General features: G+C 61.4%; 10 protein-coding genes and 1 pseudogene. 3 read left to right on the top strand and 8 right to left on the bottom strand.

Annotation, left to right across the window (positions count from 1 at the left end):
• The 5 genes and pseudogenes from IEX64_RS23170 to IEX64_RS23150 all read right to left on the bottom strand — a co-directional run.
• Positions 1 to 505, bottom strand: a 505-nt coding sequence (locus tag IEX64_RS23170; RefSeq protein ID WP_188823729.1) for a transposase, incomplete at its 3' end; no start/stop codon positions are given.
• A gap of 110 nt (positions 506 to 615) precedes the next feature.
• Entirely contained in the window at positions 616 to 2,121 is a 1,506-nt protein-coding gene (locus IEX64_RS23165) for a hypothetical protein (protein WP_188823727.1), read from the bottom strand.
• Positions 2,122 to 2,372: 251 nt separating this feature from the next.
• A complete protein-coding gene (locus tag IEX64_RS23160) occupies positions 2,373 to 4,565 on the bottom strand; it encodes a S8 family serine peptidase (protein ID WP_188823725.1) in 2,193 nt (730 codons plus the stop codon).
• The gene (locus IEX64_RS23155; RefSeq protein WP_188823723.1) at positions 4,559 to 5,587 is read right to left on the bottom strand and encodes a hypothetical protein; all 1,029 of its coding nucleotides are present in this window, start codon (positions 5,585 to 5,587) and stop codon (positions 4,559 to 4,561) included. The genes IEX64_RS23160 and IEX64_RS23155 overlap by 7 nt, the downstream gene beginning before the upstream one ends.
• A 358-nt stretch (positions 5,588 to 5,945) precedes the next feature.
• Positions 5,946 to 6,320 (bottom strand): annotated as a pseudogene (locus IEX64_RS23150) (DUF932 domain-containing protein); the annotation flags it as partial.
• 549 nt (positions 6,321 to 6,869) lie between these two features.
• Between IEX64_RS23150 and IEX64_RS23145 the strand changes: the two are divergent.
• Together IEX64_RS23145 and IEX64_RS23140 are read left to right on the top strand one after the other, a co-directional pair.
• Entirely contained in the window at positions 6,870 to 8,138 is a 1,269-nt protein-coding gene (locus IEX64_RS23145) for a tyrosine-type recombinase/integrase (protein ID WP_072598796.1), read from the top strand.
• A 204-nt stretch (positions 8,139 to 8,342) separates the two neighbouring features.
• Positions 8,343 to 8,666 (top strand): helix-turn-helix domain-containing transcriptional regulator, encoded by a 324-nt coding sequence (locus tag IEX64_RS23140; RefSeq protein WP_072597939.1) that lies wholly within the window; start codon positions 8,343 to 8,345, stop codon positions 8,664 to 8,666.
• A gap of 87 nt (positions 8,667 to 8,753) precedes the next feature.
• Here the strand turns inward: IEX64_RS23140 and IEX64_RS23135 are convergent, their stop codons facing one another.
• Genes IEX64_RS23135 through IEX64_RS23125 form a run of 3 tightly spaced genes read right to left on the bottom strand, consistent with a single transcriptional unit; the run spans position 8,754 to position 12,083 of the window.
• Complete coding sequence (locus IEX64_RS23135; protein ID WP_188823722.1) at positions 8,754 to 10,421, bottom strand: VRR-NUC domain-containing protein; 1,668 nt, start codon at positions 10,419 to 10,421, stop codon at positions 8,754 to 8,756.
• A gap of 52 nt (positions 10,422 to 10,473) precedes the next feature.
• A complete protein-coding gene (locus IEX64_RS23130; protein WP_072597941.1) occupies positions 10,474 to 11,706 on the bottom strand; it encodes a type II toxin-antitoxin system HipA family toxin in 1,233 nt (410 codons plus the stop codon).
• Positions 11,706 to 12,083 carry a helix-turn-helix domain-containing protein gene (locus tag IEX64_RS23125; RefSeq protein WP_188823719.1) on the bottom strand — a complete coding sequence of 126 codons (378 nt, stop codon included), beginning with the start codon at positions 12,081 to 12,083 and terminating at the stop codon, positions 11,706 to 11,708. Before IEX64_RS23125 ends, IEX64_RS23130 begins: the two co-directional genes overlap by 1 nt.
• Positions 12,084 to 12,139: 56 nt before the next feature.
• On the opposite strand from IEX64_RS23125, the gene IEX64_RS24555 reads away from it, so the two are divergent.
• Positions 12,140 to 12,401: hypothetical protein (locus IEX64_RS24555; protein WP_229710694.1), on the top strand; the 262-nt coding region annotated here is incomplete at its 3' end.

Genomic DNA, 12,401 nt, shown 5'->3' with positions numbered 1-12,401 from the left:
CGCTCTTGCCCGACTTGATCGCTTCGCGTTCGCCCTCGGTGTTGCGCTGTCTTGGCGCAGGCACCAACGAGGCGTCCACGATCTGCCCCGACATTGGAATGTAGCCCTTCTTCTGGAGTTGCCAGTCAAAGGCCTTCATCACCCGCTTGAGTGTTCCCGTCTCGGTCAGGCGATTGCGAAAATGCCGGATCGTGTTCTCGTCCGGCGTCCGGTCCCCAAGCGAGAGCCCCAGAAACCGCAACCAACTCAGCCGGTCGCGGATCATGAACTCCATCCGCGCATCCGACAGGTTGTGCTGCGCCTGCAGGATCAGCGCCTTGAACATCATCACCGGATCGAAGGGAGGGCGCCCACCTTTGCTGCCATCGCCATAGCCAAGCCCTTCGACCAGCCACGCCCGGAAATACTCGAAGTCCACCGTATCCTGCAAAACCTCGAGCGGATCTCCCTCCTTGCTCAGGGCCTCAAGGTGATCGCTCAAACTGAACAGGGACTTGGGATCCATGAAGGGCCTCCGTGATCGCGCCCCTTCAATGAATCATCATACCCGCCAAAACGCTACCGGTTTTTGCGGGTCTCCAGCTCGCGACACGCTCGGCTGTTATGCGGCTTTGCCTATTCGCTCCCGTCCCCGCTTGCTTCTTCGGTGCTTTCTAGCGCTTCGAGCTCAATCTGCTTCTTGCGCAGCTCGATCTGGGCTTCGACCCGCAAGCGCTCGGCCTCGATCAGCTTCGTCGCGTTTTCGATCTTCGTCTGTTCGGAAGGTTGCTGCAATGGCAGCGCCGAAGCGATCGCGGCCGCCCGCGCATCGTTAAGCGCTTTCTCCTCGCCCAGTTCGCGCAACTCCCAGCCCCGTTCATAGGCAACCAGCGTCGAGAGCGCATCAAGCCCGCCATTAACGCTCTGCCCGATCGCGACCGCTTCGGCGCGCGGCTTCTTGTAACCGACCTTGATGAGATTGCCGTCCTCGCCGAACTCAGCCGTCAGGATGTTGTTCGAAAACGGCCGGTTGGTCAGCCCGAGCGAACCAAGACCGCCCAATTGCGGAACACCGCGCTCGTCGGTGAACAAGACGCGCGCATCTGCCGTCGCGATGCCAAGGCAGCGAACAGCATCGGGCAGCGCGCCATCCGCGCCCGCCGCGCAGACCCGCAGCCGCCCCGGCCCCTGTGTGCGGTATATGATCCCGCAACGCTGCGATCCCTCCGCCCCGCAGGCTGTGGCTGACGCCATCCCGCTTGGCACCGCATTGGCCCGTAGCGGTCCCGATGCAACCAGCGCATCGGCGAAAGCAAGCTTGGCAATCGCCGTGCCAACACCGTCGCGTCGTGCCTCGCCGTCAATCGTCCAGAAAAAGCCAGCTTTGTCTCGCGCCAGCTTCTTGTCTGCCTCGACATTCGTTTTTGCAGGCTCGACCCACTCCGCCTGCTCGCCATGCACCTCGTCAAATGTGAGCCGCGGGCCGAGCGGGTAGCGCAGCCATCGCTCCGTCCCATCGTCGAGCGTCTCGCGCGTATGCAATGTGAGCAGTGCGTTGGGCTTCGTTTCCGCATCTGCTAGGGCCAGCATGTCAACCTGTGAGGAGATCCCCTGCTGCGGCACGAACAAAAAGCGCGACACCAGGGTGATCTTGGTCTGGGTAGCAGCAAGCGCCTTGTTCGCGGCATCGAGCGCCTCCTGCGCTTCGCGCTCCACGCGCGCCAGCCGGGCCGTCTCTTTCACCACATCGGCCGGCGGCTTCTCCTCGGAATGCTCCTTGACATAGTCGGCGACCGCCTTAGTCGCCGCCTTGACTGCGGCATCGCGTTCGCGCACGGTCTTGCGCAGCCCCGGCAGGCTCTCGAGCGCCTTGCGCGCCTCATCGGTACAGGCAACATAAGCCGCGATCTGGGGTGGGGGAGCACCGTCCTTCGTGGTGACGTCTGGTGGCAGGCCGATCGCAATCTTTCCGATCGACACGATCGACTTGAACGCTTCGCTGGCGACATCAGCGGTCCGGTCATCGACCGTTACATTGACCGATTTGAGAATGCCGTTGGGATAGCGTTCCATCGAAAAATCGCTAATCTTGAAATGGTCGGCCAGCGCGGCATAGCTGATGGCAATCTCTTCGCCCGCCACCGTGCGCGGCGCCGCGCTCGCCTTGACGTCGAATGTGATGTTACCAAGCGGATTGGAATTCTGCGCATCGGGCGGGAGCGGGCATGAGGTCAGCACGCGCTTGACTTCGACATCATAGTGCAATTCGGGCAGATTGTAGATCGCGCCGTCGGTTATACTGCCGGTAACCGGGTGGCCCGACTGAAGATGCGTCGTACATCCGCCCAGAGCGAGCGCGCCAAGGCCAATGGCGCATGTGGCCTGCCTCCTGTTCATCGATTTCCCCCTTCGATTCTCGACATGCTCACTTCCGAGCGGATGAATTCCCGAAGATCGGCCAGCGGAACGCTGATCGTGGCCCATTGCGCCAGCGCATTGCCCTCGGGCCCGGGCAACTGGTCGACCACGGTAAAGGCCAGTTCGAGCCCCTTGCCGGCCGCTGCCCGCCTTGCGCGCCGCTCGCCGGCCGCAAAGCACCACAGGCCGCCTGCTGGGCTACGCTTGACCGCCAGCACCCGCCGCGCATCGGTCGGCGCTCCGCAGTCGAGTTCGCCCTGCGCATGCAGGATGCCGAGCAGTTCGACCTCGCGCGGCGGATCGCTGGCCGAGCCCGGCGTGCCCACCGCCAGGCGCAGATAGTCCCGATGGAACATCATCGCCTTGGCGATATTGAGGCGCGAGCGCGAATGGATCGCCAGCGCCTGCTCGTCCGCGACCGGACGGATCAGCACGGTCTCGTCCCTTAAGTCCCGCTCGCCGGCTAAAATGTCGCCGCTCAGCAGCAATCGCCGCTTGATCCGCGGCGCATCGAACTTGTAGCGCGCCAGCAGCATCGCCGCGAATGTGACGATCGGCGCAGCCTGCGACGTGCCGCTCAGCCGCGCTGGCTGCTCTCCGTCGAGCCAGGATTCGACATTGCAGCCAGGTGCGGCAAGATCGACATAATCGGCGCTACGATTGGTGAATTGCGTGAGAAAACCCTCGCCGTCCTCGGCCGCAACCGTCAGCACATTGTCATGGTCCTGCCCGCCCAGGCGGGCCGGAAACAGGTTGCGCTCGCCGGTCTTGCGCGCGAGCACGTCGCGCGCGCCATTGCCCGCCGCAACAACGAACAGCATGGATTTGTTGCGGTCGATCACATCGCGCAGCGCGGCTTCAACCTCGGGACCGTAGCTGACGCTCAGATTGGCGACGTCGGTCCCGCTCAGATCGAGAATATCGCTCGCTTCGCGCAGCGCCGTCTTGGAGACCTGCCGCTGCCCTGCCGATAGCGGCAGGACGCGGATCCGCAGCCAGGAATCATCCTCGCCCAGATCGAACAGCGTCGATTGCGCGCCCAGCATCGTGCCGCCGATCGCCGCGCCCGCGACATGCGTGCCATGCCCCGAAACATAGGCCGGCGTTCCGGCAAGCGAGGCGGGGATGAGCGGTTCGAGGCGTTCATTGTCGGAAATGGCGATGCGCGGACCGATCGTTTCCACCCCGTCGCGGTCGAACCGCCGGTCGAACAGCCGGGCGGGAAAATGGGTGGCGAACAGCAGTTGTCCATCCTCGTGGCGCGCACCGGCAAAGCCATTGTCGAGCACGGCGACCGACACGCTGTTGGAGCGCTGCAGGCCTTCGAGCCGCTCCAGCGCGATGGCGATGCGGGCCGGATCGAACGGCTTGCCCCGCGCACTCACGCAATCGCGCGGGGGCGCGTAGTGCGACGCATCCTCGGGCGATCCCTGGGCTGCGAGAACGATCTCGCCGCCCTGGTCGAAATAGCGCGCATTGGACCTGAAAACGCTGATCGCCCTGCTCGACACGCCATCGAACTCGGTCGCAAAACTGCCGGCATTGGCGAGAAAGGCATCGGTGTCGATTTCCGGCCGAAATGCGACCGGTTGGGTTGCGAACTGGCCGATTCGCTTAACCCCGATCTGCACATTGTCGATATCGCGCAGCCCGAAAAAGCTGCGTATCTCGGAACGAACCCCGCTCCGGCCGGTAAGGTCGAGAAAGGCCATGCTCAGCACCCGGTCGGGTTCGACCACGATCTCGGCCGGGGCTTCGGCGATATAGAAACAGGCCGGCCAGGCCAGGCTGTAGGCTTGTTCGCCGAGCGGCGCCTCGAGATCGAAATCGGCGGCCAAATCATTGCGCGCGCGGAACGCTTCGGCATAGGCCGGACCGGTCCGGCCGCACAGGGTTCGGAATATCCGCCGGGCGCCAAATTCTCCCGCCCGCGGATATGACAAAGGATCGAGCCTTGTCGGTTCGGCATTGCCGGCCACGAACTCGACAAGCGTATCGGGCAATTCGGCGCGCGTCGCGCGCAGCACAACGGCATTGGCAGCCTCCCACTGCGCGCCCGCGGCGTCCAATGCACTTTCGCTCCTGTCCGTCCCCTGCGCATTGGCCGGTGGCATCAGCGCCAGCACGCCGGCTAGGCCGCTGCAGGCAAGGCGCAGTTGCTTCAGCATTGCCGCGGCTCGATCGGCGCATCGGGTGGCGCCTTGACCTGCAGCTGGATCTCGGGATTGGCCCCCATCCAGCATTCGAGGAATTTGCGAAAACGCACCGTCGACAAGGCAGCAAAGCGCGATTCGACCTTGCCGTCCACGACGGGATTTGACGAGGCGACCCCCTGGATCGTGCGCGGACCGGCAAGCGCGCGTGCCGAAATCCCGGCAAAGGCCGGCCCGCCCGAATCCCCGGCGCACAAGGCCGGTTGGGTTTTCCCGTCCGACTGGCTCGCGAAATAATCATGGCCGATGCGATCGACCGTGAAATCGCCCACCGCAAGCGCCAGGAGCCGCGGCCCCGGCGCGATCTCCCCCGAACCGGGCGAGAAGGTCCATTGCACGCAGCCATATCCGGCAATGAGCAGCTTTGCCTCGATCCGGGTCGGGACAAGATCGATCCAGTCCCAGCGCAGTTCCTCATAAGCGGCCGGACGCGCCGCTTCGGGCGCGGTGCGGCACAGCGCGTAATCGGCATAATGACGCAGGCCCCTGATCGGCAGCCCGGCATTGGCATAGGCCTGGTCGACCGCGCAGCGGAACACCAGCGGACCGACCTTGATAGCAAAGGGTATCTTGCCGCGGGTTGGCATGACGCAATGCGCTGCGGTCAGCAATGCGTTGCGACCGACAAAGGTCGCCGTGCAGCTCTGGCTTCCAGCCTTGTCGCCCTGCGAGGCAGCGATCACCAACGAACTCCAGTCGCCAGCATCCGGACTTTGCCCATTGAAAACTTGGATGCTGTGCTGGTTGAGAGCGATCTCGACGGGAGCAAACGAAATCGTGTTCTCCTCGTTGCCCTCGACGAACGTGCCTTCAAGGCCCTCTTCTTCGAACGCCGGATCCTGTTCTTTGGCTGGCTCCTGCGCCGGAGCAGGCCAACTCGCACATCCCAGAAGACCGGCACAGATCAGCGCCAAGCAACTGCATACGGCGCGCGCTTTTGCATCGTCTGCAAATTCGACTTGGCTTGCTGTGTCCATTTAACCCCCCAAAGGCACAGAAGTTCACTCATACTATCACCGATTACTTTTCCGATCCATGCCTGCAGTTGAAATACCAAGAATAAAAGCGCGCTTATCGCTGTTGGATTCTCCGGGCGGGGTAGCGTTCTGGTCGAGGCATTCGGCGCCTGCTACGATCTTTCCACGGCGCCGGGCTCGGTTACGGGCCAGTTCGCTCCACCCTCTCTATCAAGCTGTCATGCAGGATGAGGCGACGATCCCTCGTGCAGGCCGCTGCACCATGCGCACCGGGATAGGGCCACCGAGCCGCGCGCACGTCCCCCCAGAGCGGCTTTCTCTATGTGCACCCTGGAGCATAGGTGCGACTATCGATCTGGTTGATCGCTGCAAGCGGCGCGGGAAGCTGGCGCATATAGGCCGCAGGAGCGCCGACCAAGCTCGCGAGCTGGCCAAAGCTCCAATGGGTCGGCGTCAGCGGCTTGTCCGCATCGGGCAGGACCAGCGCGAGCCGCTCGGGATCGTCGCGATGGGCTTCGCCCCGGATCGCGGCGCTCTCCACTGTGCGCGTTCGACTCCGTTCGGCGCGGCCTTTTACTGCCGCCATCAGTTCGGTGAGCGACAGATAGCGCTGGTCCGCCGGGCGGCTGAACCACTCGGACGAGACCCGCCCGATCCGCTGTCCGCGGCCCACATCCACCCTGTAGCCGCCGCTCCGATGGGGGCTCGCGTCGAGAACTTGAATTTGCGTCATGACATATCTCCGCGACGGCCCGGCCGGGAGCCTCTCTCCCGACACTCGAACCGTCACGGCGACAGCCGCAGCCCTCTGACTCTCCAAAGGTGTTGAGGCGCGACGCCTCGGCCAGGGCGAAAACCTCTGTCGTGGGCGTGGCTCAACTCTCGCTCATAAGCGCGATCAGAATGCAGCCAGCCCAGAAGATGAAAAACGCCGTAGGTGGCCGCTGCGACTTCGATTTCACGCGGATACGAATTGGATACCAAAAGCCTTTGAACAGGCTCGCACCCAAAATACAAAGCGTCAAAGCTTTTCATCTAGTTGAAAAAACTATGAAATCTTGGAGCGGGCGAAGGGATTCGAACCCTCGACCCCAACCTTGCCAATCCGATTCTAACCTTACGCCACAGTTTTCTGTTATACGATTTTCTACGCTATTTCAAATAGATATTGATTTTCTTCTTCGCCGCCATATCCTGCAATTCGCTACGAAACGGCGTATTCTGGAGACAATATGGAGACAAAAGCGGCTCTCTGGCGCTTTGTCTCCAAATGGAGGCGGCAATGCCGACAGCCAAGCTGAATAAGCGCACGATCGATGCGCTCAAGCCCCCTGCTGAAAAGCAGTTCGTCCTGTGGGATAATGAAATACGCGGGTTCGGTATTCGGGTGCTGCCATCGGGGCTCAAGACGTTCATTATCCAGTATCGGAACGCCGAAGGCATCAAGCGCCGCGTTAATCTTGGCCGCTTCGGCGTGCTGACGGTGGACCAGGCGCGCGATCTCGCGAAAATCAAACTCGGTGCGGTGGCATCCGGGGAAGATCCGGCCGAAGACGCGCGTCGCGCGCGCAACGAGATGAACGTCTCTGAGCTATGCGAATGGTATTTGACCGAAGCGCGCGCAGGCAGGATTCTCGGTCGCCGCAACCGGCCGATCAAGGAGTCATCGCTTGCGATGGATGAGAGCCGGATTCGGACCCACATCAACCCACTGATCGGCAAGCGCATTGCCCGCCATCTGACGATTGCCGATGTCGAAGCGATGCAGGACGATGTAGCGAAGGGAAAGACCGGAAAGCCTCGCACCGGCGGTCGCGGCGGCAAGGCAACCGGCGGCCGCGGGGTCGCTGCGCGCTGCCTAACCACGATCCAGGCGATCCTGGGGCATGCAAAGCATAAGGGCTTGCTCGCCGAGCACCCGACAAAGGGGGCCAAGAAGCTCGCCGGAAACAAGCGAACACGGCGCCTCAGCGTCGCCGAGATCGAAACGCTGGGTAAAGCGATGGTCTACGCAGAACAACAGGGCGTCAGTCCGACCGGGATTGCCGTGATCCGTCTGCTGCTTCTAACCGGCTATCGCCGCGAAGAAGGCCAAGCCATGCAGCGGGAATGGGTCAATCCGATGGGAGGGTTCGTCGCCTTTCCCGACACCAAGACCGGCGAGCAGGTCCGGGCGATCGGGCCGGAAGCGATCAAGGTGATCGTGGCGCAGCCCCGGATCGCCGGCAATCCCTATGTGTTTGCGGCAACGACGGGCGATGGCCCCTTCACGGCTGTAAGCGCCTGCCTGCAGCGCGTTTGCGGTTTTGCCGGAATCACGGGCGTCACGCCCCACGTCCTGCGGCACACCTTTGCCAGCATTGCCGCCGAACTCGGTTTCTCGGAACTGACGATCCGCGCGATGCTGGGACACGCCTCGCAGAACGTGACGCAGGATTACATCCACGTCGATGAAGCGCTGAAACTGGCCGTGCGACGCACGTCCGACGAGATCGCCAAGTTGCTCGCCCAGGGCGCCGCCAAGCTCGACCGGCTGCGGCTCGTGGCCTGAGCGACAATGGGAGCTGGACAAATGGTAACATATACGTTACCTGAAAGGCTGTGAGTTGATCGTACAGGAGTATATCCGCGAGGATGGGGCCTGCCCGTTCCGATCCTGGTTCGATGATCTCGATTCTCAGGCCGGGGCCAAGGTTGCGACAGCGATTGTCAGGCTGGAACTGGGCAATCTGTCGAACATGCCAAGAATAGCGACATGGTGCTGACACGGGATTTCAAGGAAACGGTAAAGGAGCGCGCCGCGCGCGATCCCGCTTTCGCCAAGGCCATGCTTGACGAGGCTGCGACGGCCTTCCTCAATGGCGAGCCGCATGTCGCGCGGCTGATCCTACGTGACCTGGTGAACGCATCGGTTGGTTTTGAAGCTTTGGCGGCCGAGACCAACCGGCCAAGCAAGAGCCTCCACCGTATGCTGTCGGAAAAGGGCAATCCGAGCATGGACAATCTCGCGGCCATTTTTGGAGCGGTGCGCAAGCGCCTTGGCGTGGCGATCGAGGCGCATGCAGTGGAGTCCGCCTGACCCGCGCATCACAACTGCGCCAATTCCGCGATCCGTAGCCTGCATCTCGGCTGAGCACGTCAAGCACCCTTTGCGCGATCGCCAACCTTACAGCGGTCTGATTTCAGCCAGCGCGACATCAAATCCGAGCGGCAGCAAGAGAGTGGAGATCAGCCGTGCCTGCTTTGCATGCATGGAATCCCCCGGAGCCTTTACCTCGATGAACCTGACTGTCGTCTCTTTCCAAAGTGTCAGGTCGGGCCAGCCCGCGCGTAAATCATAGGGCGCGGTGGCAAAAATTTCGGCAATTTGTGCCAGCCGCCTGGTGCCCAGACTTTCATAGAGACCGAGCACATGCTCTCTGCGGACCGCAGGATAGAATGCCGGCGTATCGCCGGCCGTCGCCGCGATGACCCTCCAGTTGGCTTCGATCTGACTTCGGGTCGACTTTGAAATGCAGTCGATCATCCTAGCCGGATCGAAACGGTCTTCGACGAACGCAACGTTCTGCGCATACAGCGCTTCGACGAACGTGTCGGCGTTGCGGTCTGCCAAGGGTTTGAAGGACGCGGCCTTGATGAGAGTCAGAATAAGCCCGCCTTCCGCTGCTACACCTTCCCAGCCTTCGGCACGATAATGTTCGAGGGCAGCAACTTCGACCGCAGTCATGGCGCCGGAAGGCTGCATTCGCCATTCCTTGTTCAAGCCCTGCTCCAGCATGACCACTTCATGCTCTATACCCAGTCTTTCGGCCTGTTTTTCGAAGCGGCTGACCTTGGCAGTTCGAGCCTTCTTACTGACTGGCGATGTAGACCGCTGCAACTTGCCCAAGCGTCTCGACACGCCGACCTGCGGATCGATTGCGAGCGCCTGTTCGTATGAAGCGATTGCCTCATCAACTTCACCGGCCTGTTCGTGCATTTCTCCGCGCAATCGCAGGGCCTTCGCCTGAGACCAGATGTCATCGCTCTCGGCCACCACATCCAATCCCGCGAAAATCGCTGTTCGTAAATCGTGCGTCAGGCTGTGCCCTACTCCTTCAAGGACCGAGCGAATAACACCGAGGTCGCCGGCGGCGATGCGTGTCCTTTGCCAGCCTTCGCGGTCCACCATCTTACCGTCGAAACCATAAGCGACGCGGTCCTTTCCCTCTTTGCTCAGATAGATCCGCTCGTTGACGCTATCGAATTCATAGCCATCGGCCCAGCCGGTCTCCTGTTCCCAGCTCGTAATCTCCTCACCCTTTTCGAGGTCGAGCAGAAAGTAGCGGCAACTGTCCGGGCTGCCCGGAGCATTGGCAGTCTGACAGATCGCGAACCGACCATCATCAGACAGGCCGGAACTTGCCATGTTGGCAGAAAATTCCCGTTCCAGGAGTTTCCGTCCGTCCACCCCGAACGCCAGAAGTCGCGCTTTCAGTCCGTCGCCGAACATCCAGTCGCTCAGAATGAATGTGCCATCGTCCGCGACATGACCGTCCTGCGGACGTTCGAGCCGCCCTTTAGCCAGCAGCGCACCGCTGTCTGTCAGTAATGACCACGTTCCATGTCCCTCATAGCGATGGCCGCCAATGGTCCCTTCGGGATTTCGGTCCTGCCAGATCAGATGATATTGTCCATTCGAGGACGCGGCATGGGGGCCAAAGAAGTCGAGCGCCGGAATACGCACGAGGCCATGACTGAAGGGTTCGATTTCGAGACGGCGCATCCCTTCTGGTCTTCGCGTCTTGTCGTTGTCGGCGTCGTCTCCTAGCAATCGTTGTAGGAACCTCTTCATGGAGCTTGCCTTCCTGACGGGCGTTCACCGAATTCACGCCGCCGGTCCTGCATCAAAGTGTCAGCGCCGCATCGGATTGATCATGTACAAAGGCTGGTTCATAATCCTTAGCCAGAGCGCCGGATACACCCACCTCGCGCAGTGCGTCGCGCCAGCCGTCGGCAATCTTGTACGCCATTTCCCGGATCGTCTGGCGCGCATCCTCTTCTGCTATCTCGAAGAACGGGGCGGCTTCGAGCGCAAGGTCGATCGATCGGTCATGCACTCCACCTTCCATGATCGCCGTTTCCAGATGCGGATTGCGGTCGGGAGCCGGATTAACGTCGAAGACCGGCGATAGCCGCCATTGTCCGTTCCCCACATAGAGAAAACCGTGGTTCTTGAGATGGTCATCCTTGTTCGAGACCAGGATCGTGAAAATGAGACGCCGATAGAGTTCCTCGAAATCCGCTTGTGGATTTGCTGAATGGCCACGCATGAAATCGATGATCTCAGTATACGAGCCGTAATCGGTTCCGGTCTTGCCGAGCGCTGTTCGCGCCGAGATATAAGGAATACGCGCGCTTCCGCGCCGATCAAAACGTTCGATCAGCGCCACTGGAAAGGGCGAATCTTCGAGCTCCAGCCTGACATTTGGCGTGCGGATGCCGCAGTCATGCGCGAGCCGGAGCGTGGCAACTTCGACACGCTCGATCGGCCGCTGGTCGTGAACCGAAGTGAACTTGGCCATCCAGAGAGCGTCCCCGTCACGAACATTGGCCTTGGGCCGGGCACCGCCTGATCCGCCTGCACCGGCCAGCGCCTGCATCTCTTCCGCCGAGATTTCCTTGCCCTGTTCATAGGCCCGGGCGATCGCCGTGATGCTTTCGAGTTCGACCAAACGCGGCACGGCATCGGGCGCGTTGCCCCTGATGATTTCTCCATCGGCATCGAGAAAGCGCAAGGCGCCCTGCCGGCACATGTCGTCGCTTAGCGTGAGATATTCGAACTCGGAGAGGCCATTGCCATAAGCGCGTTCGAGGAGGCGACGCCCCCAGTCATCCGGCGCGGCATCCGAGAACACACCCGGCAGCGCGTCGCGCATGTGGCCCGGTCTGCCGGACGTGTGAAACGGACCTCCTTCGAGCGGCAGTGCTGGCTCGATCGCGAAGGCTTGCGGATTGCCGCTCCATTCCTGATCGTAGGTAAAGGTCGAAAACTGACGCGGCCCAGTTTGCGTGAAGCGCAATTGTCCGACCGGCGTCAGGCTCTCGCCAAGCGCGACCTGTGCGGAAAAATCGGCCATCAGAATGCCACGCCGTTCTGATCGGTGTCGTTACTCTCGCTCTCAAGAGACTGGTTTTTCCGCGAGCCGGCACGCCGGGTGCCAGCTGACGACTTGCCCCGGTGGGGCAACCGTTGGGCATCGAGCGCCATTCCAAGCTCGTCTTTGCGGACTTCGACCAGATCGGCCAGCCGGTCGGTAAGACCAAACACCACCAGAACGTCACTGAGCGTGCCTATGCCGACGCCAGGATCTCCTTTCTCCAGGCGGGCTATGGTACTTGGCGAAGTGCCCGCGCGCACGGCCAGATCGGCCACAGAGATGCCTCTGCGCAAGCGCGCGCTGCGCAGATCTCTGCCAAGCCGCTTAAGGGCGTTACCTGATTTGGGCGAGCTCATAACAATCATCCATATATGACGATAAATAACTCTCAATCGTTCATATATGATGAATTATGGATCCAATCAAGCAGGGCGGCCTTCAACTCATCGCGTCCGAACAACATGCACGAATTTCAAACACGTTCTGGGCTGGCCTAGCCTTGAGCGTTGTCGATCGCAGCAAGCACATCGACAAGTTGCGCGCGCAGTCCGGACAACCCTACCGCCAAGACGAGATCGCGCCTGTCGGCGAGTTCGAGCACTGTCCTCAGCTCGACTTTGTACGTTTATGCCGCGAAGCAGAGTGCTTGCGCCATACGTATGATGGGAGTTGCC

It is taken from the genome of Novosphingobium indicum, assembly GCF_014645195.1.
Lineage (GTDB): Bacteria > Pseudomonadota > Alphaproteobacteria > Sphingomonadales > Sphingomonadaceae > Novosphingobium > Novosphingobium indicum.
This window is presented reverse-complemented; position numbering and strand designations above follow the sequence as displayed.

What these genes read in the sequence shown, in the direction of transcription:
- IEX64_RS23125 (WP_188823719.1), bottom strand. Translation starts at nt 12,083, where the DNA reads ATGAGCTCGCCCAAATCAGGTAACGCCCTTAAGCGGCTTGGCAGAGAT.
- IEX64_RS23140 (WP_072597939.1), top strand. Translation starts at nt 8,343, where the DNA reads ATGGTGCTGACACGGGATTTCAAGGAAACGGTAAAGGAGCGCGCCGCG.
- IEX64_RS23155 (WP_188823723.1), bottom strand. Translation starts at nt 5,587, where the DNA reads ATGGACACAGCAAGCCAAGTCGAATTTGCAGACGATGCAAAAGCGCGC.
- IEX64_RS23135 (WP_188823722.1), bottom strand. Translation starts at nt 10,421, where the DNA reads ATGAAGAGGTTCCTACAACGATTGCTAGGAGACGACGCCGACAACGAC.
- IEX64_RS23145 (WP_072598796.1), top strand. Translation starts at nt 6,870, where the DNA reads ATGCCGACAGCCAAGCTGAATAAGCGCACGATCGATGCGCTCAAGCCC.
- IEX64_RS23160 (WP_188823725.1), bottom strand. Translation starts at nt 4,565, where the DNA reads ATGCTGAAGCAACTGCGCCTTGCCTGCAGCGGCCTAGCCGGCGTGCTG.
- IEX64_RS23130 (WP_072597941.1), bottom strand. Translation starts at nt 11,706, where the DNA reads ATGGCCGATTTTTCCGCACAGGTCGCGCTTGGCGAGAGCCTGACGCCG.